Genomic DNA, 21,690 nt, shown 5'->3' with positions numbered 1-21,690 from the left:
TTTAAGAAAATAGGAATAAGTCTTACAATTTGTTCTAATTCTTATATTTTAAGGGGGATTTTTATGGGAGCTTTTGGTGACAAGTTAAATGCATTTCTAGGCGAGGTTTCAGGTGTGTTATGGGGGATTCCACTGATTGTCTTGATCATCGGTACGGGTATCTTCTTAACGATTCGAGTAGGTTTCTTACAGATTCGTTTATTACCAACTGCACTACGCTTAGTATTTTCTAAGAAGCATAGTAAAGAAGCTGAAGGAGATATTACGCAATTCCAAGCACTGACGACTGCACTAGCTGCAACTGTTGGTACGGGTAACATCGTTGGGGTTGCAACTGCTGTAATTTTAGGGGGCCCAGGAGCAATCTTCTGGATGTGGATCGCAGCAGTATTAGGTATGGCGACTAAGTATTCTGAGGCATTATTAGCTGTTAAATACCGTGTGAAAGATTCAAATGGTAAAATGGCTGGTGGACCGATGTACTACTTAGAACGCGGTTTAAAACAAAAATGGCTAGCAGTATTGTTCGCTGTCTTTGGTGTTATGGCATCATTCGGTATCGGTAATGGTACACAATCTAACTCAGTAGCTGGTGTAGTTAAAAACACATTCAGCATTGACCCTTGGATTACAGGTGTTGTTTTAACAATTGTTGTTGGTTTAGTAATTTTAGGTGGTATTTCTTCAATTGGTAACGTAACTGCTATATTCGTTCCAGTCATGGCATTATTCTATTTAGTTGCAGGTTTAATCGTTATCATTATGAACTTTTCTTCAGTACCAGCTGCATTCGGTGTCATCATTAGTGATGCATTCACAGGAGCTGCTGTCGGTGGTGGTGCTGTCGGTGCCGCTATTCGTTACGGGGTTGCCCGAGGGATCTTCTCGAATGAGGCAGGTCTTGGTTCGGCTCCAATCGCTGCAGCCGCTGCAAAAACAGATTTACCAGGCCGTCAAGCATTAATCTCGATGACGCAAGTGTTCTTAGATACATTAGTAATCTGTTCTATTACAGGTTTAACAATCGTAATGTCTGGCGTTTACAAAAACCCTGACATCCAAGCAAATGAATTAACTACTGCTGCATTCGGTACTTTCTTAGGCTCATTCGGTCCTTATGTCGTTGCGATTGGTTTAGTATTCTTCGCATCTTCAACAATTATGGGCTGGGCTTACTACGGCGAGAAATGTTTACAGTATTTAATTAAAGCTCCAGGCGCAATTACAATTTACCGTATTGTCTTCGTTCTATTCGTTTATGTTGGTGCTACTTCTTCATTAGACTTAGTATGGACATTCTCAGACGTAGCGAACGGTTTAATGGCGATTCCAAACTTAATTGGATTAATTGGTCTATCTGGTGTAATCGTTGCGGAAACGCGCATTATACAAAAAACGCTGAAGGAAGAAAAGTTAGCTCTTCGTTCACAAAATTGATAATTGACAATTGAACAGTGAAATGGAATGATTACAAGGTAACCATTTCGAAAGGTAGGGGTTTCCCTTGGACTTATCATCACCATCAACTGAAAATGTACATTTTATCATTGAAGCAATCAAAGACAAATTACGCATGGTAAATGCAGATGCAATGAAGCCAGAGCATTTTGATTCTAGTAATTACGAAGACTTAGTTTATCTTTATGAATTAGTTCATAAACGTGACGCTTTCAGTCCAAGTGAGATGCAAGCAATCGTAGCGGAACTAGGCTCATTGCGTAAATAGATCTAATCACTTGAAGAGGAGCTGTGCTTTTGCGCAGTTCCTCTTTTTCATACCATAAAAAAGAGGAGGTCGCAGTGCGATCTCCTCTTTCGTAATTAAATTATTATTTCTTCTCTTCGTATGAAGAGCCATCCTCTTTTACAAGTGGCTTCACTAATACTTCTACACGGCGGTTTTTCGCCTTACCGTCTTCAGTCTTATTACTCGCTACTGGATTGTTCTCTCCGTAACCTTTTGCACTGAAGAATGCAGGGTCCAATTTGCTATTAGAATTTACAAGTAAAGTTAAGAAATTAACTGCTCGCATCGCACTAAGTTCCCAGTTAGAAGCATAAACGCCTCCTGTACTCGGTACTGTATCGGTATAGCCAGATACTACGACAGATCTTTTTGGTTCAAGATTTAATACTTTTGATAAATCTTTCGCAATGTAGTGATATTCCGGCATGATTTCTGCCTTACCTGGCGAGAATAGAACACTCGCTTTGATCGTGACTAGAAGCCCATCTTCTGTCATCTTCGTATCAAATTTACCTTCAAGTTCTTTCTCTGCGATAAATTGTTCAACATCTGACTCGATTTCTTCTAATTGTCGCTGATCTTCCTCATAAGCACTCATTTGCTGACTTACAGGATTTTGTGATTCGATAGGTGATGGATTGTCCATTACACCAGAGCCGCCATCAAATACTGTATTAAAGACTGCAGATAATTGCGCAAGTTTCTTTACATCAACTGAAGATGATGCAAACAATACAATGAACAGCGCTAATAACAGCGTTAAAATATCCGCATATGGAATAAGCCATGATTCTGGAATATGTTCTTCGTGTTTTTTATGCTTTTTAGCTCTCTTTGCCAAGGCCATCTGCCCCGCTTTCGTCCAGTATTTTAGCACGTTCACTCTTAGGTAAATAAGACGCTAATTTTTGTTCGATCACGCGAGGAGCCTCCCCCTCTAATACTGATAAAATACCTTCGATCATCATCATTTTTTGCTTCACTTCTACTGCAGATTTACGTTTTAATTTATTCGCAAATGGATGCCATAAAACATAACCTGTAAAGATACCTAATAGTGTCGCAACGAATGCTGCTGAAATCGCCATACCTAGTTTTTCAACATCGTCTAACTCTTTTAGCGCGGCAATCAGACCAATTACTGCTCCTAATACACCTAGTGTCGGAGCATATGTACCTGCTTGAGTGAAAATTTGAGCGCCAGTTGTATGTCTTTCTTCCATTGATTCAACTTCTTCAGTTAAAACGTCACGGATATAGTCCGCATTTTGGCCGTCAATTGCCAATGTTAAACCATTTTTCAAGAACGGATCATTTACCTCGTCTACTTTACTCTCTAACGCAAGTAAACCTTCTCGACGAGCTAGATCTGCCCAGCTAGAAAATAATTTAATAATTTCTAAATCATTCACAGCTTTCTTTTCTTTAAATAAAATCCCAAACAGCTTAGGAATACGCTTTAACTCACTCATAGGGAATGCAATTACGACCGTCGCAATTGTTCCTAGAATAATGATAAAGAGTGCTGCTGGATTTAGCAGTGCATCTGGTGTTACACCTTTAAAGTACATCCCGACAAGAAGCGAGACAAAACCAAGTATTATACCTACTAATGATGATATATCCATTTCAGAACCTCCAAAGTCGTCATTCTCTATTTTATTTCGGTACATTTTTTAAAATCTTAATACAGTTCATCAAAGAAATACAATTGTATTGTGACGAAAATACTATTTATTATGTAGTTTGCTACCAATTTCTCCAACGCTCTAATTATATGCTATTTAATATCAATTTTTTAATATCTAAGTATTCTGTTCTTTTACTTGATTCGACACCCGAAATAGATGAAAATATAAATGTATACTTCACTATTATAATTAAAGGATGGGATTTCATGTTTTCATTTGAAGAGAAATTAGAAAAATATGCTGAACTTGCAGTAAGAGTAGGTTCTAATTTACAAAAGGGGCAATATTTATTCGTCGATGTCACGATTGAAAATGCTCAATTAGCTCAATTAATTGCTAAAAAAGGATACGAAGCTGGCGCGAAACAAGTATTCGTAAACTACGAAGATGATGTCATTACTCGCCTCCATTACGATAATGCTCCTTTAGAAGAGTTCGATCACTTCCCTGAATGGCAAAAAGTTGAGAAGGAATGGTTAGCTGAACACGGCGGTGCTTTTATTAAAATTAAATCATCAAGCCCTGATTTATTAAAAGGTGTGGATGCTGAAAAAATCGCTGCATTCCAAAAAGCTGCAGGTCAAGGATTAGCGAAGTATCGCCAAGCTTCTCAAGCGAATAAAGTTAGTTGGACTGTCATGGCAGCTCCTTCTGAAGATTGGGCGAAAAAAATGTTCGGTCACTTACCTACTGAACAACAAGTTCCAGCACTATGGGATGCGATTTTCCAAGCGACTCGTGCAGATTTAGAAGATCCTGTAGCAGCATGGAAAAAACATGATGAAACACTTAGTAAAAAAGTGAAGGAATTAAATGAACTTCGTTTCGAAAAACTTCATTATACTGCTCCGGGTACGGATTTAGTAATCGAACTACCTGATGCACATATTTGGGGCGGTGGCGGCAGTAAGAACGTCAACGGCTTTGATTTCATGGCAAATATTCCAACTGAAGAAGTTTTCACAGCACCGTTAAAAGGTGGCGTAGATGGGTATGTAAGTAGTACAAAACCTTTAAGCTACAGCGGAAATATTATTGATGATTTCAAAATCACTTTTGAAAAAGGGCGTATTGTAGATGTAGAAGCTGCTGAAGGTGAGACTGTCTTGAAAAACTTAATCGCTACTGACGAAGGTTCGCATTATTTAGGTGAAGTGGCACTTGTCCCTCACCAGTCACCAATTTCAGATTCTGGCTTACTTTACTACAACACTTTATTCGATGAAAATGCTTCGAATCACTTAGCAATCGGTAGCGCTTATACTTTCTGTGTTGAAAATGGTACTTCTATGTCACAGGATGAATTAGCTGTAGCTGGCTTAAATCAAAGTATGACGCATGTCGATTTCATGGTCGGTTCTGGCGAGATGAATATTGATGGGGTTAAAGAGGATGGCACAGTAGTTCCTGTGTTCCGTAACGGTAACTGGGCGTTCTAATTAACATCTACTAATTTTTTCTATTTTTACACTGTTCTTCCTTTGGTAATTAATGTATAGTTGAGTTATTAACTGCATTCTAGTAGAGAGGGGATCATACAATGGGCTTATATGTTGTGACAATTATTGGCTATATGGCTGCAATTTTAGGTGTCGGAGCTTTATTCGTACATTACTTACGCGTTGGGCTTGATTCTAAGCAATCTGAAATTGTTGACCCAAAACCTACAACCAAGTATTGAAAATGAACGTCTATCCTTTTTTACAAGGATAAGACGTTCTTTTCATTTTTACGATTCCCCCCTCCTACTATACTCCTAAAAAACTGTTCAAACCCTTTATAAATAAGCGTTTCTAAATATTAATAAAATGTAATAAAAAAGAAATGGGTATTTTTAACATACCATTCCCTTTTTTATTCATCTATACTTACATAATGGAAATTTATTATTCATCTATATACATATGTAGAAACAGTTGGTATAGAGAATTTAGGAGGCGTTGAAGATGTTTTCATCATCAGCAATCGGAATAGACTTAGGGACAGCAAATACACTTGTGTATATTAAAAATAAAGGGATCGTTTTAAACGAACCGTCTGTTATCGCAGTAAACACAAAAACAAAACAAGTTTTAGCAATCGGCAATGAAGCAAAAGCGATGATTGGTAAAACACCACCATCAATTACTGTATGTCACCCACTAAAAGATGGCGTTATTGCCGACTTTGATATGACTAGCGCTTTACTAAAAAAAGTACTAGAACTTTCATTAAAAGGTAAAAGCGGATTCAAAAAACCTAGCGTAGTTGTCTGCGCTCCATCTGGTGCAACATCAGTTGAACGTTTAGCTATTCAAGATGCCGTTAAACAATGTGGCGCAAAAGAAGTATTCATCATTGATGAACCAATCGCAGCAGCTTTAGGATCAGAACTACCAGTTAACGAACCAACAGCAAGCGCAATCGTTGATTTAGGTGGCGGTACGACAGAAGTTGGCATTATCTCACTTGGTGGTGTCGTAACGACGAACACATTAAAAGTTGGTGGCGATCGCATTAATAATGAAATCATCCACTTCCTTCGTAAAGAGTTCAGCATTTTAATCGGTGCGAAAACGGCTGAAGAAATCAAAATTACAATCGCTCATGCGCCTATCGAACATGCAGTAGTTGAAATGACCGTTACTGGCCGTGACTTAGTAACAGGGCTTCCACGCTCGATTGAACTAAATTCAATGCAGTTACATGACTGTCTATCTGAAACATTCCAATCAATTATTGAAGTGATTCGCCGTACACTTGAAAGCTGCCCTCCAGAATTAGCTGGTGACATCGTAGAACGCGGAATTGTACTATCTGGTGGTACTTCTTTAATTCACGGTTTAGACGAATGGTTATCGAACGAATTATTCATTCCAGTTTACCGCGCAGCTTCTCCACTAGAATCTGTAGCAATTGGTACTGGCTTGTCGACTGAGACACTACAATATCTTAAATAGTCAGTTTTCTTCCCTTTTTTGAATAAATTATTTCATTTTGCGGAACTTTCCTATAAAATAAAATGAAGCATGGAAGGGGAGTCATTATGACAAAGTTAAATGATATTTTATCGTTCAATGAAAATTTCGTGGAAAACAAAGAATACGCTTCTTATATTTCGGATGGGGTGCCGAGTAAGAAAATTGCAATCATCACTTGTATGGATGCTCGCTTAATTGAATTAATTAATAAAGCGATGAACATTAAAAATGGTGATGCGAAAATGATTAAAACTGCTGGTGCTCAAGTTGATCATCCATATGGCAGTGTCATGCGTAGTTTACTAGTAGCTGTTTATGCTTTAAAAGCGGAGGAAGTATTCATCGTTGGTCATCGTGACTGTGGTATGAACTCCATGAATCCGGAAAAAGTAATCGAAACGATTAAAAGTCGAGGAATCGATGAAAGTGTTTTCGATATTTTAAACAGTTCTGGAATCAATGTTGCGAAATGGTTGGAAGGCTTCACAGATTTAGAGGCTGATGTTGAAAACAGCGTAAACGTTGTTCGCAATCATCCACTAATCGCAAAAGATATTCCAGTCCATGGATTAATTATTGATCCTAAGACAGGTAAACTAGATTTAGTAACAAACGGCTATAATGCCTAATATATGAATGCTTAAAAGGATCATGCAATCGCATGATCCTTTTTTGTTCTATTCTTCATTCAATATACTGCGCAAGAGTAATTTACTTTTGCCAACAAAACGTTGCCAAATCGTCTTACCCTTTCAATGTTCACTTTCAATTTTTGCGTATAAATAATGATCAACCCACTTGCCATTTATGTAGAGAATTTCTTTTAGCAGTCCTTCTCTCGAATAATCGGCATTTTCAAGAACGTGGTACGAGCCTTCATTCGCTGGCGACACATATGCCTCGATTCGATGTAACTCCAAATCTTCAAAGCCAAATTGTGAAACTCGCTTCACCGCTTCTGTTGTTAGCCCTTTTCTCGTAAATCGTTCATCTAAAGAATAGCCGATAAATGCACTCGAAAATGGCAGTCTTTTAATTGAATAAATCGAAATATGCCCAATTAAATCCCCTGTTTCCTTTAAGAAAATCCCGAAACTGTATTCTCTCCCTAACGACATTTGATGAACGGATTCAATGATTCTTTTTAATTGAAATTTCTCTGTATAAAATTCAGGACTATGCAATGGTTCATGGATTGTCCAAAATTTCTTATTGCGAACAATTAGAGAAGTTAGCTCTGGAGCATCTTCTTCCTCTAATGTTCTTAAAAAACAACGTTCACTCTCAAGTTTCATCGCATACCCTCCTATTTAATTTTTAAAAGGATTTCCTCGGGTTTAGTTAACTTAAGACCAAGTCGCTCAATCTCATGTTCACAATGTTCAATCGTTTCTTTCAATACACGGATTCGCGCATATTTCTTATCATTACCTTCGATTAAAATCCAAGGTGCATTTTTCTTATCTGTATATTTGAATAGATCATCTGCTGCTTTAACATACAGATCCCATTTATCACGATTTCGCCAATCTTCATCTGTTAATTTCCAATATTTATATGGATCTGTTTCACGTGCTTTGAAGCGAGCTAATTGCTCATCTTTTGAAATATGAATCCAGAATTTAATTAAAATATAGCGATCATCTGTTAATACTTTTTCGAATTGGTTGATTTCATCATATGCACGCGTCCATTCATCCTTCGTCGCAAATCCTTCAATACGTTCTACTAATACACGGCCATACCATGTGCGGTCGAATATACCGATGCTTCCACGCATTGGTAGCTTACGCCAGAAACGTTGTAAATGGTTATGTCGTAGTTCATGTTCTTTTGGTGCAGCGATTGGGTGTACGACGAAACCACGTGGGTCTAAGCGCTCTGTAAGTCGTTTAATGGCGCCACCTTTACCAGCTGCATCCATTCCTTCAAATGCAATAATAATACCGATATTATTTTGGAACAGGAATTGTTGAATGTTTAACATTTCTAATTGCAGTTTTTTTAATTCCTTTTTATATGCTTTATTATTTTTTAAATGCTTGTCCAATTGTAAGTTTTCGATTTTCTGGTTCATAAAACCACTCCTTTTAAATTGTTATACCCTTTTTGCCAAAAACGTTCACTAAATTGCAAATTGTTGATCGAGCAAAGCAGTGTATAATAGTAATTAGTGTTTATTTTAGAGAACATCTTTTCGATGAGGAGGAAATCATTTGGGCAGACTATTCATCATGTTCATCAGTTATTTATGTATGATGATTTTTAGCGTATCTGCTACAATCTTTCCATTTAACGGGCACACAACGACATCTGTCGCGGATAGCTATACAATATTAGCCTTCCCCTCAAAATATGTGTTTTATGTGGTAGCACTCATCTATATTTCTATATTATATTGGTTTTACAAACAATGGCAACTGGTTCGCAAGCAAAATATGACATTTTCATTCGCACAAACAAGTCTGTTCACAATTGGCATGTTTCTTCAAATGGCTTGGGTTTACTACTGGTTTGATGAGAGTTTCATCATCTCATGTGTGTTAATTGTCCTATCTGCATTATGTATTACAGCATTTTATTTATTAATGCCTACTAAAAATACATGGGCTGCTCGTATCCCAATTTCATTATTCCTATCTTGGTTAATGATCGTTGTGATGCTGAATATCGCCATTATTCTTGTTTATTACCGTTGGGATGGTTTTGGTTTGAGCCAACCGCTTTGGTCTGTAATCTTACTTACAGGTTTCGTCGCGATTGTCATGCATATCCGCTTCCATCATTACGACCCTTATTTCCCACTAGTGTTCATTTGGGTTTATGTAGGAATTGCTGTACACAATAACTTTGAGGAATTGCTCGTTACGACAGCAGCACTATTTTTAAGTGGTGTATTCGTAACTGGAATTATTTTTATGCGCAAAAAAGTAAAAACAACATAGCAATAGGCTACCTCCATCAATTTGGAAGTAGCCTATTTTTTTGAATTAGAACGAATGCTTTTGATCCAAAAAATTAAATCAGAATCATTTTTTCTTCGACGAAGTATCCTTTACCTCCAACGAATACACGTTGAATTTCACCATTTGAATCGCAATCTAATTTCACTAAAATTTCCGATGGAGAGTTTAATGCATAGCCTTGTTCAAAAACGTACAGCTCTTTTTTCATATTTTGCTTAGTGAATAAATAACAAGCGAGCGCTCCATTTGATGTACCTGTTGCTTCTTCTTCATTAATATCATGAAGTGGCGCGAAGTTTCTACAGATGATTCGATCATCTTCAAATGTGTATAAATGTGTTCCTATGACATTGTAGCGTTCACTCATTTTTTTAATTTCATCGAAGTTCGGTTGTAATGCATGTAGACCTTCATTATTTTTAATTGAGATTAGAATATCTCTAAGTCCAGTTGAAACAATTTGGATTGGATATTTCTCATCGATTTGTGTAAGATCTAAACTCGAAGAAAATTCTGCTACATCAATTTCCTCGAAAAACTGTGGTTTATTTTGCTCCATAAAAATCATACCTTCTGAGATTGAAATATCTAAAACACCGCTCTTCGTTTCAATCGTATATTTCGTTCGATCAAGCATTTGTAAATGCATCATGATTGCGAAAGAACCGATTGTTGCGTGTCCACATAAATCTACTTCTTCTTTTGGTGTGAAATATTCGATTTTATAGTCTGCTACTTGTGAAGCCGAAATATAAGCTGTTTCTGCAAAACCTAGTTGTTTGGCAATGTCCATCTTTTGAGAAACGGTTAAGTCTTCCTTCATGAAAACAACGCCCGCTTTATTACCTCCTTGCCCATTTTTACTGAATGCACTTGCTACATATACTTGAATATCCATAAGTCACTTCCTTTTTAAAATTGATAACTAGTTTTGTAGATGCTATTATGAATAAAAGCTGGAAAAAAGGATTTTCAATATTTGTTAAATCTAGTTTGCCAGGTTTTTTAGTAACTGCTAGTCATGCATAAATTACATGTTTAAATGCAGCTCAAAAGAAATATAAGCCTTGTATTTAAAGGATGTGTTATAAATGTACAACAAATTAAAAAATGTTAGATTTATCCTACAGTACTTTGGAGTACTAGTTCCAATATTACTTTTAGCTTTAACTTTTTCCCCATTCACAGAAGATTTCTCTGTAACTATGTTATTAATAATCATTATTGTATTTACATTAATCAGTACAATCTATAGCTTTATAGTTGTAAGAGATATCACAGATAATTTAGAAAGTGAAAATAAAAAGAAATGATATAATCTGACTCCAATTAATAATACAAAATAAAAAACACTCCTATCATTTATGAATTTAATAGGAGTGTTTTTATTAGATCGTTTGTCAAATTAAGTATAACAGTTCTTCTTCAAACGCCTCGTATGCTGTTTTCCATCCAAGACATTTTCTTGGGCGATTATTGATAAGTTGAAGCGCTTGCTCCATCTCTTTTTCAGTTACGTGATTGAAATTTGTTTTCTTCGGGAAGAACTCTCGTAAAAGACCATTACTATTTTCGTTACTGCCACGTTGCTAAGACGAGTAGGCATCCGCAAAGTAAACTTGAATATTTATGTCCTGTTCGAGAACTTTGTAACAGCTGAATTCTTTCCCGCGATCCGTTGTCGCTGTTTGAATGGCACCTTCAGGTAATTGTTTGTGTAACCGTTTTACTGCAGTCTCCATCGAAGCCGCAGAACGATTCCTCCTTCTATGTTTGGTGTGGTAACTAACATTGTACACGAGGTCGTTATGAGCTTCTTTCATTTTGACTTATAGGTGTTGCGCTTAATATTACAATTCGTCAATTAAAAAAACCTCTACTTAGCCAAAAATCACTAAATAGAGGTCGAATTACTACCAATTCTTAATCGTCTAATTTAGTCGTTAAGATTGGACCGTTTTTCGTTACGATTACTGTATGTTCTAATTGTGCAACAAATGATTTATCTGGTGTTAAGAATGCCCAGCCATCTGTTCCTTCGATAATGCTTTCAGCAGCTTGTGAAATGAAAGGTTCTACAGCAAAAACCATGCCTTCTTTCATTAAAGTAGCGTCCCATGCATCATAGTAGTTTAAAACATATTGAGGTTCTTCGTGTAATGAATGACCTACACCGTGACCAGTTAAGTTCATGATTACTTTTAGTTTATTGTCATGCGCTTCACGCTCAACAGCTTTACCGATTTGATTAAGTTTAGCACCTGGCTTAACTTTCGTCATTGCACGGTCAAATGCAGATTGCGCAACATCACATAATTGTTGTAATTCTGGTTTTGCAGCAGTTCCTACTACGAATGAAATACCTGTATCCGCATAAAAACCATCAACATGGCCTGATACATCAATATTGATCATATCCCCATCTACTAATGGTGTGTCATTTGGAATACCGTGAGCCACAACTTCATTTACACTAATACAAGTGTAACCTGGGAAATCGTATTCTGCTTTAGGTCCTGATACAGCACCTTTTTCCTCGAATAGCTTACCTGCTAATTCATCTAATTCCTTTGTAGTAACACCTGGTTTTGTAGCTGCTTTCATAGCTTCGCGGATTTCTGCCATCGCACGACCAGCTTTTAAAAGCGCATCTAGTTCTTGTTGTGTAGTTGCGATCATATTATACGGTCCCTTCTTTTGAAAAATCTATTGTATATTATAACATATTCTCGCAAAATAAAGTTTATGCAAGGGCCAGACTTTTCAGCCCAACCCTTGCATATGTGTGTAAGTATTCGATTAAAGTTGTTTTTGGACGAATAGTTTTGGCGCTGCCTTGAATAATAGGAAAATCACAATCCCTGTTAAAATGATTGCTGGAATCATATATGAACTGTTATAAGTGATTGAGTAAATCCAAGGATTTTGGCCTCCCGCATACTCTGCGAAGAAAACTGCTCCAGCAGCTGTATGAGATACAAGTCGTAAAATACCCCCAACTGTTGTCCCGATTAATATCCAACCGAGCATTGCGCCTGACTTACTGTTTTTAGATGCGTGTAATACCATCGGGCGGAATGCTCCTGCAATTCCGACAATCGTAAATGCGAAGAAGTAATCAAGAATTCCTTGTAACGGCGTTAAGATTGAGCCGCCAAACATTACTTGTAGCACCCCTACGATTAGTCCGGTTGTTAAACCAGCCAATGTTCCCCAACGCATAGCCATTAGTACGATTGGTACCATAACTAAGCTAATTGAGCCACCTTGAGCCCAAATTGAGAATGACAGCTTATCTAAAATCAAGCCGACTGCTGCGAAAATCGCAACTTCAATCATCATTAATAATCTTTGTTTGTTCATTCGAATGAACCTCCATTGATCAGATGTCCTACACAATTCCTGTGGTAATCTAGATAAAAAAACGACATTAGGACAGAGCCTAACATCGATATGTTTTGGTTTCTATCCACATTCCTACGCAAGTGTTAACTTACAGGTTCGAAGGGTTTTGAGTGTACACTCTCTCTCAGCCATTTGGCACCCCTTGTGGTAATACATCATGAAATTTTTTAAGAACAGGTCTATTGTAACCATATTTGACAATAATATCAACATCAATTTTGAAACTATTGTTTTATTCATTCGTATATAAGGTATTCATTATTATTGGAGGTTTTATTATGGAAAATAATCGCGTAATCTCAGCTCTATGTTACTTCAGTGTTTTCTTCGCTGGTTTCATCCTACCTTTAGTCGTTCTTTTAATCGTAAAAGATCGCGAAGTTAAAAAGCATGCAACGCATGCACTTATCTCACACTTACTGTTATATATTCCTGCATTTATTTTTGCAATAGGTTTAATGATTACAGGATTTATCACTTCTGACGCTCCTGCAACTGAATCTGGCAGTGCTACTTTAGCAATTGGGGTAATTGGACTAATTATTGCTTTAGGCGTTTTATCGCTTGCAATAATTATTTGGAACGTATATCGTGGAATTAAAGTATTAACTTCTAAGGAGGATATCACTTATGAGCAATAATAAAAAAGGTAGTCTGATCAAAACAGCAATCAAATTAGCGCCAATTGTGATCCCGATTGTTAAAAAGATCTTAGACCAACGTAAATTAAAAAAACAGTAGTAAAATCAAAACTAGCGATCGATTTATACTCGGTCGCTAGTTTTTTTGGTGTTGTGGAGATGAGCTAGAGGAGCGTTGTCTCGAGATTTGAATGAAAAGCTTTCTTCTCGAGATTAGCGTGGTCTAGCTTTCTTCTCGGGTTTTGGTGTCTAGCAAATTCACGCTATATGCTTTCAGCTCTTCAAATTCTCGGGGAAAAGTGGTGGATCATTTACTTTTCCTTCGAATTTTCCAGATCTTCCGCATATGAACGAGCGTGATTTGCTTTTCTTTCTCTGTCTAGCTCCGGTGGCTTATCTCTTTGAGTCACTTCAAAAAACTTTCTCCCAGGGTAATGGTGTCTAGTTCCAAACGCTATATGCTTTCAGCTCTTCAAATTCTCGAGGAAAAGTGGTAAAGCTTTTACTTTTCCTTCGAATTTTCCAGAACTTCCGCATATGATCGAGCGTTTTCCACTTTTCGTTCTTACTTTCGTTTCGTTTTCTGCAGTGCTCTCGAGATAAACGAGCCACCTCCGCTTTTCTTTCTGTGTCTAGCTTGTTCCGCTACTCTCTTTGAGTCACTTCGAAAACTCGGGGAAAAGTGGTGGGGCGTTTACTTTTCCTTCGTTTCCTCCAGTGCTCTCGAGAGTCCCAAGCGGAAACGCCTTTCTATGCCCAATTGCCTTTTCTAAAAATTGGTTCGATTGTTCCGTCTGGTAATACGCCGTCAATGTCCATTTCGCCAGAACCGACCATGAAGTCTTCGTGTGTGATCGATACGTTAATACCGTTTGCTTCTAATTCTTCTTCTGATAATTCGCTGCCGCCTTCGAAACATGTTGGGTATGCTGCTCCAACTGCAATGTGATTCGAAGCATTTTCATCGAATAAAGTATTATAGTAAAGAATATTCGAAGCTGAGATTGGTGATTCATGTGGTACAAGCGCGATTTCGCCGATGTATTTAGAGCCTTCATCTGCACGAATCATCTCTTGTAATAAATCATGTCCTTCTCCTGCTTCCGCCTTCACAATCACACCATCTTCAAATGTTAGTTTGAATTGATCAATAATATTTCCTTGGAAAACAAGTGGCTTCGTATTCGATACATAACCATTTACACCATATTTCGCTGGAAGCGTAAATACTTCTTCAGTAGGCATATTTGCTACGAATTCAGTATTTTGAGGTGTCTTGCTTGAACCCGTTTGCCAAATATGTTTTTCAGGTAATTCAACCGTTAAGTCAGTACCTGGTGCAGTGTAATGTAATTTCGTATAACGTTTCGCATTTAATTGATCTGCACGAGCATGAAGCTTCACTAAATGTTCGCTCCAATTTTCAACTGCGCTACCTTCACCGATATGAACCGTTTTAAAAATCGCATCCCAAAGTGCTTCAACTTGCTCTTCTTCTGGTAAGTTCGGGAATACTTTTTTCGCCCAAGCTTTTGATGGAATCGCAATAATTGACCATGCAATTTTGTCATTCATAACTGCATCACGATAATTTTCTAAAGCTTTACCTGCTGCTTTTTGATGTGCCGATAACTTACTCACAGGTACACCTGTTAATAAATCTGGATCCGCTGCATCAATCCACAGTAATGCACCTTGACGTTCGATTAATTCATCGCGTTGCTCAGCAATCCAACGTGGGTATTTCCCAAATTCATCTTCTGGCGCATTGTCGAAAAATGCACGATCTGTTACGCCATCCGAGAAGTTCACTGTTACTCTTGCAGCACCAGCTTCATACGCTTTTTTCACAACTAGACGTGTAAATTCGACAGTGTCCGTCGTCGTGTTAATTAATAATGTTTGCCCCTTTTGTACATTCGCGCCAACTTTAACTGCTAATTCAGCAAATTGAGCTAATTTCTCTTGAAAAGTCATCATATCTCACAAACCCCTTTGTAAATTATTTCTTTTTAGAAAAGCTTCTCTGTGTCTTATTATAAGGCTTTTTGTCGCCAGATTCATTTTTAAACCCTGGTTTTGAACCGTAACTGCCTTTTTTCTTATTGTAAGATTTCTTACGTAATTCTTCCGGTTTACGAGAAGCGTGAGGGAATTCCCCTTTACCAGCTGCCAATACGCCACCTTTAAGAATACGTTCTTCTGGTTTATCGTCTAATTCACGTGTATAGCGCTTATATTCTTTTTCTTCAAAAGAAGTTAGAAGCGTTAGAATTTCGCCGTCTTTTCCTGCACGACCTGTACGCCCAGAACGGTGTAAATATTGCTCTTGGTTATGAGGTACATCGACATGAATAACATGAGTAAGGCCTGAAATGTCTAATCCACGAGCTGCTACATCCGTCGCGATTAAAATACGGATTTTCCCTTTACGGAATGATTCCAATGCATTTTTACGTTCTTCCTTCTTCATTTCAGCATGAAGAACTGCGATCGGTGCATTCAAATATTGAAGTTTTGTTTCTTTCATTATTAGTTGGTCTAAGTTATTTACGAATGCTAAACCGCGTAATCCTTCAATATATGAAAGTTTTCTTAATAAGTCCGTTTTTTCACGAACGCTTACTTTCATAAATGAGTGAACTACTTTACCTTGGTCTGGCATGTCTTCAAGACGAACTTTCAGACGAACTGGCTCTTTCATCCATTCGTCAGCCAATGCATCAATATCTTCTGTAATCGTTGCAGAAACTAGCGCTACTTGGCGATCATGATTTGAACCGTCGATGAATGATTTAATCATGACACGAGATTCACGACCTAAAAGTTGATCTGCTTCATCTAAAACGATGTAATGTAATTCATGTAGTTTTAATTTCTTAGCTTTCACTAATTCATTTAAACGACCTGGCGTACCTACAGCGATTGTCGGTTTTTTCTTTAATTTTTCGATTTGGCGAGCAGTATTTGCGCCACCAATTAACGGCACTACAGTTACTGGTGTACCAGCAACCCAATCACGAATTACATCTGTAATTTGCATACATAATTCCTGTGAAGGAGCGACGATTAGAGCTTGTGTATTCTTCTTCGTGCCATCAACCTTTTGTAATAATGGTAGTAAGTAAGCTAAAGTTTTACCCGTACCTGTTGGTGATTCCGCTACAACATCCTTACCTTCTAACATTGCTGGAATCATTGCATCTTGAATTGGCGTTGTTTTTTCAAACTTCCATTTGTTTTGGATTTCTTCTTTTAATTCATTTAAAAATGACATGAATTTTTTACCTTCTTTCTTCTTTATAAAAAACAGACTGTCTCTGATCCTTCCATAAAGTATAGCGTTAATGATGATTCATTACCATTCCGCAATTACCTCAGAAGCGATACTCAACAGTCTGCCTTGAAAATTAGTTTTATCGATTTACAGCATTTTTTTGTGCAAGCTCGTAACCACAATATTCGATTGTTCGATCTGCTAAAGTAACAAGTGCATCAACATATCTTGTATCTTGATCTAATGATAGTTCACGATTGACGATTGATAATTCTGTACAACCTAGTATAACATGGTCACAACCTTGAGCCATAATCGCATCTTCAACTTTGCTCCACATCTCTCTCGTAATCGAGCTGCCCGCTTTCACATAGTCATAAATGATTTCCATTAATAAATCTTGTACGGCATCATCAGGTACGACAGGTTCAATGCCAACTTCCCTCAATGAATCTTGATAGAGATTCGTCGATAACGTCCCTTTTGTTCCTAAAATACCAACTTTTTTCGCTTGTAAACTCTTCACTTTATTCGCTGTTTCACGAATCATATGCAAAATCGGCACGGCCGTGTTATCTGCTAATTCGTCATAGAAATAATGTGCCGTATTACAAGGAACACAGATGACATCCACACCTACACTTACAAGTTTGCCTGCATCTTGTATCATAACTGGCAGTGGATTTGGTTGTTCACGATCTAAAATATAAGCTGTACGATCAGGTATTCTCGTATCATTATCAATGATAAAATGCATATGCTCTTGATCTGCTGAAGCTTTAGTTCTTTTGACAATCATCTCACCTAAAAGCATTGTCGCAAGTGGACCTACGCCTCCAATAATACCTAATGTTTTCTTATTCATAGATTATGACAAACCCTTCTTATTAAAGTATTTTTTATATTTACGATAATAATTCAAGCTGTTCAATGTTAGTTTTGACCAACGCTTCATATTCATATCTTCTTTATAAAATAGTGAGTTCGTCACTTTACCTTCTTTGATTAAACGACGCGCTTTTGCTTTTAATTCTTCATTTTGAGCATATTTGAATAATACACCGTTTGGAATGACTGTCCACAAATGTTCATTATCCGCATAAACTAACTCTTGTTCTTTACCCAACATATAGTCGTCTGCAACATATTGCATTAAATTATAGCCAGCTGCCGTTACGTAATAACTAGAACGACCGTTACGTAAGTTAATTTCAAATAATTTATATTTACCATCGCGGTAATCGTATTTCATATCGAAGTTGGCGATCCCTTCGAAACCGATATCTTCTAAGAAGAAACGCACTTGATCCATGATTTCTTCATCAAAAGTTGTGATGATTGCAGCGTAACTTCCGATACCTTCTGGAGAGTGTTCTTCAAGAATTGGATTACCTAGACACATTAATTTCACTTTGCCATCTGTAGCTACATATGCATTTAATACACGCATATACGAGTCGTCACCAGGAATGAATTCTTGGATAATCATCGTATCTTGGTATGTAGATGCATAGATTGCTTTTAGAATTGCCGTTTTTTCCGCTTCATCATGTGCTACGAAAACTTTTTTCTTACCTGGGAATGAACAAGCCCAGTATTCAACAGAGTTTGAAGCTTTGATGATGATTGGATATTGGAAATCCGGATTGAAATTATTGTAGTTTTCAGCAGTTACCGTATCTGTTTTAGGATAGCTAAAGTTATACTTCTCACACATTTCATAGAAATTTTCTTTTAGTAGAATCTTGTCCATTAATGTTTCATCGATATATGGCACTTTGAAATCTTTTACTAATTCGTCTTTGTTTTTGATAATTAATTTTACATAATCATCTCCACAACCCATTAACAGTAAGTTTTGACCTGCGAATTTTTTCGCTGTGCGTTGCATAATCGCTAGGAAATCTTCTTTTAATTGTGGCTCTTCGTAGAAATCTAAAATACTACTGTTTTGAGTGGGTGTTAAATGTGCACGTCCGATTACAACTGCTTTGATGCCGTACGCTTCATAAAAAGCGCGTGCCATACCGTAAGCGTTCATATCAGAGCCAATTAATATTGGTAAAAATGATTTTTCAGCCATTTTTTAATCATCTGCTTTCTCTTTATTTTTCAAGCACGATTGCCTGTGAATTCATTTCTTTAAAACTCTTGAAGAATTTATCTTCATCATACGCAACATACCCTTTAAGTGGGTCCATTACGATTACTTTGCCTTTTTGGTTACCTGTCACAACAACTACATGTAAATTGCGGTACATGCGAATCGTTTCTTCAGTGCCTTTGATCTTCCAACCGTCCTTCATCATCGGTTTTGAAAGGTCCAGTGTCACCCAAGTAATAACCGGAATGCCTCGTTTTACTTTATCAAGTACTTGTTGTTTAGAAGCGCCAGTCATATTCTCGACTTTAAGCTTTGTTTTTGTTTTTCGAATATAGTCTTTCGCCGTTTGCTCAATTACTGGTGCAAAAGCGTACATACCATCATGAATGTCCGCTGGATTACCGGCGTATTTCTTCGCAGGGTCCGGGCCAATCCATTCATTATTCGTACGTTTAAAACCTTCTTTAATCAAATAATTACGTTCCATCGATTCCTTCGTCACACGCTCACCAAAAAATCGTAAAACAGAAGTTAATGATGTGATTTCACAACCATGTGGAAACATTGGGTTTTGCATAATGATTGGTACATTTGCGCCTTTATGATCGCGTACATTATACGTTTCTAATACAACATAATTCGTTGAATCTTCAATTTGTACAACTTGCGCAACACCTGCAGCACTGCCTGTTCCATCATCAAAAATGGAAGACGGAGCAAAGAGATATTTATTCCCAGGAACAAGTCCTTGAATGATTACCTCGCCATTTGCATCCGCCGTTTTTTCCATAATTACTTCATTTGTTTGACTATCTTTTATTTCGATTTTCATATCAGAAATAGGCGATCCTGTAGCAAACTCAACGAGCATGACTTTAATGGATTTTTCAGTTTGCCCGTCTTTTGCAGATTGGAATATATAATATCCACCTATTAGAGCAACAAGCACTAAAATGCAAAAGAGGAGCAAAGACAAAATGACTTTACTTCTCTTAAACAATGCTATTTATCCTCTCGATCTGATCTTATCCGAAGTATTTGTTATACCAAACTAGGAATACGTAAATTGACCAAACTTTACGTTGGTTTTTCGCTTTTCCTTCGTAGTGATCAGTTAATAATTTAACAATCGCTTGTTGGTCAAAGAATTTAGCTGCAGTTGCAGATTCGAATGTTTCTTTGATGCGGTTGTAATATTTATCTTCTTGCATCCATAAGCGAATCGGAACTGGGAAGCCCATTTTCTTACGTTTCGCCCATTCTTCTGGTAATGCTCTTTCAGAAGCTTTACGGAATGCATATTTTGTATTTTCACTATTAATACGGTAACGAGAAGGTACTTTAGAAGCTACTTTCATTACTTCGCGGTCTAAGAATGGTACACGTAATTCGATTGAGTGAGCCATTGACATTTTATCCGCTTTTAATAGGATGTCATCCACTAACCAAAGATTCAAATCTAATAATTGTTTCTTCGTTAGGTCATCTTCGTTAGGGTTTTTGCTGTAAACAGGCATTACGATATCTGCTACAGATGGTGCATCTAAGAATTCTGGTTTTAAGATTGCTGCAGATTCATGTTCCTCGAAAATATGTGCTTGCCCGATGAATGTTTTCTCAACAGGTAGGCCACCTTTCATAAGGAAGTGCTTACCGCGTACTTCTGGTAAAGCTGACGCGATTTTACCTACAGGTTTACGGATGAAACTAGGTACTTTTTTGTATTTATTCATTGATGGTGATTCATCATATTCTTCGTAACCGCCGAATAATTCATCTGCACCTTCACCTGAAAGCACAACTGTTACGTGTTTACGCGCTAATTCTGCTAGGAAGTATAGAGGAACGATTGATGGGTTTGAATGTGGTTCATCCATCATATATTGAATTTCATCGATTTTATTGAAGCATTCTTCTGGATCAAGTACTTCACTTACGTTTTCGATGCCAAGCTCTTTAGATAATTCTTGTGCATTATCCACTTCAGAGAATTTCTTAGCCGCAAAACCTACTGTGAAAGTTTTGTCTGGTTTTAAAACTGAAGCGACATAACTTGAATCGACACCTGAAGATAGGAATGATCCAACTTGTACTGCTTTATCCGAGAATTCATGCGCTTTAATTGATTCACGAACTGTGTCATCAATTTCTTGAACGATTTGATCAAGAGGACGCTCTTCTGGATTGAATTTTGGTTCCCAATAGCGTGTTAATTCAACTTTGCCATTTTCAAATGTCATGTAATGAGCTGCTGGCATTTTGAATACACCTTTGAAGAATGTCTCATTTAATACTGGGTATTGGAAAGTTAAGTATGGTTTTAATGCTTTTTCATTTAGTTCTTTCTCGAAATGAGGGTGCGGTAAGAAACTTTTGATTTCTGAACCGAACATTAAAGTACCGTTCATTTGTGCGTAATAAAGTGGTTTAATACCAAACATATCACGAGCAGCAAATAATTTTTTGTTGTTTTTGTCCCAAATAATGAACGCAAACATACCACGTAGTTTTTGCACTAATTGTGGGCCGTACTCTTCGTATCCGTGAATTAAAACTTCACTATCTGTTTGTGTTGTGAAAGTGTGACCTTTCGCCACTAAGTCTTCACGAATTTCTTCAAAGTTATAAATTTCACCATTGAAAATTAATACTAAAGAACGGTCTTCGTTGTAAAGTGGTTGGCTACCGTGTTCAACGTCGATAATGCTTAAGCGTCTGAAACCTAGTGCCGCCTCTCCATCTGTATAAGCACCCGCCGAGTCTGGTCCGCGGTGAATGATTTGGTTCATCATATTCTCTAAAACTACATCTGGGTTAGAAACTTCGCCTACAAATCCTGTAAATCCACACATAAATTTATATTCTCCTATCTGTAACGATCAATGTCTTTTTCAATCTA

Annotated in this window: 21 protein-coding genes, 1 pseudogene and 1 riboswitch; of the genes and pseudogenes, 8 read left to right on the top strand and 14 right to left on the bottom strand. The window is 37.3% G+C overall.

What is annotated here, in order from left to right; all coding sequences use genetic code 11:
- Positions 1–63: 63 nt before the first annotated feature.
- Positions 64–1,437, top strand: a complete 1,374-nt coding sequence (locus DF281_RS07110) for an alanine/glycine:cation symporter family protein (RefSeq protein ID WP_109349563.1) — start codon at positions 64–66, stop codon at positions 1,435–1,437.
- A gap of 67 nt (positions 1,438–1,504) precedes the next feature.
- Positions 1,505–1,726 (top strand): DUF1128 domain-containing protein, encoded by a 222-nt coding sequence (locus tag DF281_RS07105; protein ID WP_109349562.1) that lies wholly within the window; start codon positions 1,505–1,507, stop codon positions 1,724–1,726.
- Between the two features lie 103 nt (positions 1,727–1,829).
- On the opposite strand, the gene motB is transcribed toward DF281_RS07105, so the two are convergent.
- A complete protein-coding gene (motB, locus tag DF281_RS07100; protein ID WP_109349561.1) occupies positions 1,830–2,588 on the bottom strand; it encodes a flagellar motor protein MotB in 759 nt (252 codons plus the stop codon).
- The gene (gene motA, locus DF281_RS07095; RefSeq protein ID WP_109349560.1) at positions 2,572–3,375 is read right to left on the bottom strand and encodes a flagellar motor stator protein MotA; all 804 of its coding nucleotides are present in this window, start codon (positions 3,373–3,375) and stop codon (positions 2,572–2,574) included. Before motA ends, motB begins: the two co-directional genes overlap by 17 nt.
- Positions 3,376–3,644: 269 nt before the next feature.
- On the opposite strand from motA, the gene DF281_RS07090 reads away from it, so the two are divergent.
- The 4 genes from DF281_RS07090 to DF281_RS07080 all read left to right on the top strand — a co-directional run bounded on the left by DF281_RS07090 (position 3,645) and on the right by DF281_RS07080 (position 7,027).
- A complete protein-coding gene (locus DF281_RS07090; RefSeq protein WP_109349559.1) occupies positions 3,645–4,877 on the top strand; it encodes an aminopeptidase in 1,233 nt (410 codons plus the stop codon).
- 101 nt (positions 4,878–4,978) lie between these two features.
- Complete coding sequence (locus DF281_RS14720) at positions 4,979–5,119, top strand: hypothetical protein (RefSeq protein ID WP_166636096.1); 141 nt, start codon at positions 4,979–4,981, stop codon at positions 5,117–5,119.
- 265 nt (positions 5,120–5,384) lie between these two features.
- Positions 5,385–6,377, top strand: a complete 993-nt coding sequence (gene mreB / locus DF281_RS07085; RefSeq protein ID WP_109349558.1) for a rod shape-determining protein — start codon at positions 5,385–5,387, stop codon at positions 6,375–6,377.
- Between the two features lie 86 nt (positions 6,378–6,463).
- Positions 6,464–7,027 (top strand): beta-class carbonic anhydrase, encoded by a 564-nt coding sequence (locus tag DF281_RS07080; protein WP_109349557.1) that lies wholly within the window; start codon positions 6,464–6,466, stop codon positions 7,025–7,027.
- 123 nt (positions 7,028–7,150) lie between these two features.
- On the opposite strand, the gene DF281_RS07075 is transcribed toward DF281_RS07080, so the two are convergent.
- A complete protein-coding gene (locus DF281_RS07075) occupies positions 7,151–7,693 on the bottom strand; it encodes a GNAT family N-acetyltransferase (RefSeq protein WP_109349556.1) in 543 nt (180 codons plus the stop codon).
- An 11-nt stretch (positions 7,694–7,704) separates the two neighbouring features.
- The gene (locus DF281_RS07070) at positions 7,705–8,475 is read right to left on the bottom strand and encodes a polyphosphate kinase 2 family protein (RefSeq protein WP_109349555.1); all 771 of its coding nucleotides are present in this window, start codon (positions 8,473–8,475) and stop codon (positions 7,705–7,707) included.
- Positions 8,476–8,614: 139 nt separating this feature from the next.
- On the opposite strand from DF281_RS07070, the gene DF281_RS07065 reads away from it, so the two are divergent.
- Positions 8,615–9,343, top strand: coding sequence for a hypothetical protein (locus tag DF281_RS07065; protein WP_109349554.1), 729 nt, complete (start codon positions 8,615–8,617; stop codon positions 9,341–9,343).
- 73 nt (positions 9,344–9,416) lie between these two features.
- Here the strand turns inward: DF281_RS07065 and DF281_RS07060 are convergent, their stop codons facing one another.
- The 4 genes and pseudogenes from DF281_RS07060 to thiT form a co-directional block, all read right to left on the bottom strand.
- A complete protein-coding gene (locus tag DF281_RS07060) occupies positions 9,417–10,262 on the bottom strand; it encodes a PhzF family phenazine biosynthesis protein (protein WP_109349553.1) in 846 nt (281 codons plus the stop codon).
- 502 nt (positions 10,263–10,764) lie between these two features.
- A pseudogene (locus DF281_RS14905) lies at positions 10,765–11,124 on the bottom strand (IS30 family transposase); the annotation flags it as partial.
- Positions 11,125–11,287: 163 nt separating this feature from the next.
- On the bottom strand, positions 11,288–12,043 hold the full coding sequence (gene map / locus DF281_RS07045) for a type I methionyl aminopeptidase (protein ID WP_109349552.1): 756 nt from the start codon (positions 12,041–12,043) through the stop codon (positions 11,288–11,290).
- Between the two features lie 120 nt (positions 12,044–12,163).
- Entirely contained in the window at positions 12,164–12,727 is a 564-nt protein-coding gene (gene thiT / locus DF281_RS07040) for an energy-coupled thiamine transporter ThiT (RefSeq protein WP_109349551.1), read from the bottom strand.
- A gap of 94 nt (positions 12,728–12,821) precedes the next feature.
- Positions 12,822–12,922: riboswitch (TPP riboswitch) on the bottom strand.
- A 125-nt stretch (positions 12,923–13,047) separates the two neighbouring features.
- Between thiT and DF281_RS07035 the strand changes: the two genes are divergently transcribed.
- On the top strand, positions 13,048–13,410 hold the full coding sequence (locus DF281_RS07035; protein ID WP_109349550.1) for a magnetosome magnetite crystal formation protein family: 363 nt from the start codon (positions 13,048–13,050) through the stop codon (positions 13,408–13,410).
- A 750-nt stretch (positions 13,411–14,160) separates the two neighbouring features.
- Here DF281_RS07035 and DF281_RS07030 read toward each other — a convergent pair.
- The 6 genes from DF281_RS07030 to asnB all read right to left on the bottom strand — a co-directional run bounded on the left by DF281_RS07030 (position 14,161) and on the right by asnB (position 21,643).
- The gene (locus DF281_RS07030) at positions 14,161–15,387 is read right to left on the bottom strand and encodes an aminopeptidase (RefSeq protein WP_109349583.1); all 1,227 of its coding nucleotides are present in this window, start codon (positions 15,385–15,387) and stop codon (positions 14,161–14,163) included.
- A gap of 25 nt (positions 15,388–15,412) precedes the next feature.
- On the bottom strand, positions 15,413–16,687 hold the full coding sequence (locus DF281_RS07025; RefSeq protein ID WP_109349549.1) for a DEAD/DEAH box helicase: 1,275 nt from the start codon (positions 16,685–16,687) through the stop codon (positions 15,413–15,415).
- A 139-nt stretch (positions 16,688–16,826) separates the two neighbouring features.
- Positions 16,827–17,552 (bottom strand): cysteate racemase, encoded by a 726-nt coding sequence (gene cuyB, locus DF281_RS07020; protein WP_109349548.1) that lies wholly within the window; start codon positions 17,550–17,552, stop codon positions 16,827–16,829.
- A 3-nt stretch (positions 17,553–17,555) separates the two neighbouring features.
- Positions 17,556–18,770: a carboxylate--amine ligase gene (locus tag DF281_RS07015; protein WP_109349547.1), complete on the bottom strand. Its 1,215-nt coding sequence runs from the start codon at positions 18,768–18,770 to the stop codon at positions 17,556–17,558.
- 22 nt (positions 18,771–18,792) lie between these two features.
- Positions 18,793–19,767 (bottom strand): C39 family peptidase, encoded by a 975-nt coding sequence (locus tag DF281_RS07010; protein ID WP_109349546.1) that lies wholly within the window; start codon positions 19,765–19,767, stop codon positions 18,793–18,795.
- A 49-nt stretch (positions 19,768–19,816) separates the two neighbouring features.
- On the bottom strand, positions 19,817–21,643 hold the full coding sequence (asnB, locus tag DF281_RS07005; protein ID WP_109349545.1) for an asparagine synthase (glutamine-hydrolyzing): 1,827 nt from the start codon (positions 21,641–21,643) through the stop codon (positions 19,817–19,819).
- Positions 21,644–21,690: the final 47 nt, after the last annotated feature.

This window comes from Kurthia zopfii, from assembly GCF_003143955.1.
Lineage (GTDB): Bacteria > Bacillota > Bacilli > Bacillales_A > Planococcaceae > Kurthia > Kurthia zopfii.
Note: the sequence above shows the minus strand (reverse complement) of the source record. Positions and strands in the feature narration are given on the sequence as shown.

Bases quoted from the DNA above. Each gene is read 5' to 3' on its own strand.
- DF281_RS07110 (WP_109349563.1), top strand. From the start codon at position 64: ATGGGAGCTTTTGGTGACAAGTTAAATGCATTTCTAGGCGAGGTTTCA.
- motA (WP_109349560.1), bottom strand. From the start codon at position 3,375: ATGGATATATCATCATTAGTAGGTATAATACTTGGTTTTGTCTCGCTT.
- DF281_RS07090 (WP_109349559.1), top strand. From the start codon at position 3,645: ATGTTTTCATTTGAAGAGAAATTAGAAAAATATGCTGAACTTGCAGTA.
- DF281_RS14720 (WP_166636096.1), top strand. From the start codon at position 4,979: ATGGGCTTATATGTTGTGACAATTATTGGCTATATGGCTGCAATTTTA.
- mreB (WP_109349558.1), top strand. From the start codon at position 5,385: ATGTTTTCATCATCAGCAATCGGAATAGACTTAGGGACAGCAAATACA.
- DF281_RS07080 (WP_109349557.1), top strand. From the start codon at position 6,464: ATGACAAAGTTAAATGATATTTTATCGTTCAATGAAAATTTCGTGGAA.
- DF281_RS07075 (WP_109349556.1), bottom strand. From the start codon at position 7,693: ATGAAACTTGAGAGTGAACGTTGTTTTTTAAGAACATTAGAGGAAGAA.
- DF281_RS07070 (WP_109349555.1), bottom strand. From the start codon at position 8,475: ATGAACCAGAAAATCGAAAACTTACAATTGGACAAGCATTTAAAAAAT.
- DF281_RS07060 (WP_109349553.1), bottom strand. From the start codon at position 10,262: ATGGATATTCAAGTATATGTAGCAAGTGCATTCAGTAAAAATGGGCAA.
- map (WP_109349552.1), bottom strand. From the start codon at position 12,043: ATGATCGCAACTACACAACAAGAACTAGATGCGCTTTTAAAAGCTGGT.
- thiT (WP_109349551.1), bottom strand. From the start codon at position 12,727: ATGAACAAACAAAGATTATTAATGATGATTGAAGTTGCGATTTTCGCA.
- DF281_RS07035 (WP_109349550.1), top strand. From the start codon at position 13,048: ATGGAAAATAATCGCGTAATCTCAGCTCTATGTTACTTCAGTGTTTTC.
- DF281_RS07030 (WP_109349583.1), bottom strand. From the start codon at position 15,387: ATGACTTTTCAAGAGAAATTAGCTCAATTTGCTGAATTAGCAGTTAAA.
- DF281_RS07025 (WP_109349549.1), bottom strand. From the start codon at position 16,687: ATGTCATTTTTAAATGAATTAAAAGAAGAAATCCAAAACAAATGGAAG.
- cuyB (WP_109349548.1), bottom strand. From the start codon at position 17,552: ATGAATAAGAAAACATTAGGTATTATTGGAGGCGTAGGTCCACTTGCG.
- DF281_RS07015 (WP_109349547.1), bottom strand. From the start codon at position 18,770: ATGGCTGAAAAATCATTTTTACCAATATTAATTGGCTCTGATATGAAC.
- asnB (WP_109349545.1), bottom strand. From the start codon at position 21,643: ATGTGTGGATTTACAGGATTTGTAGGCGAAGTTTCTAACCCAGATGTA.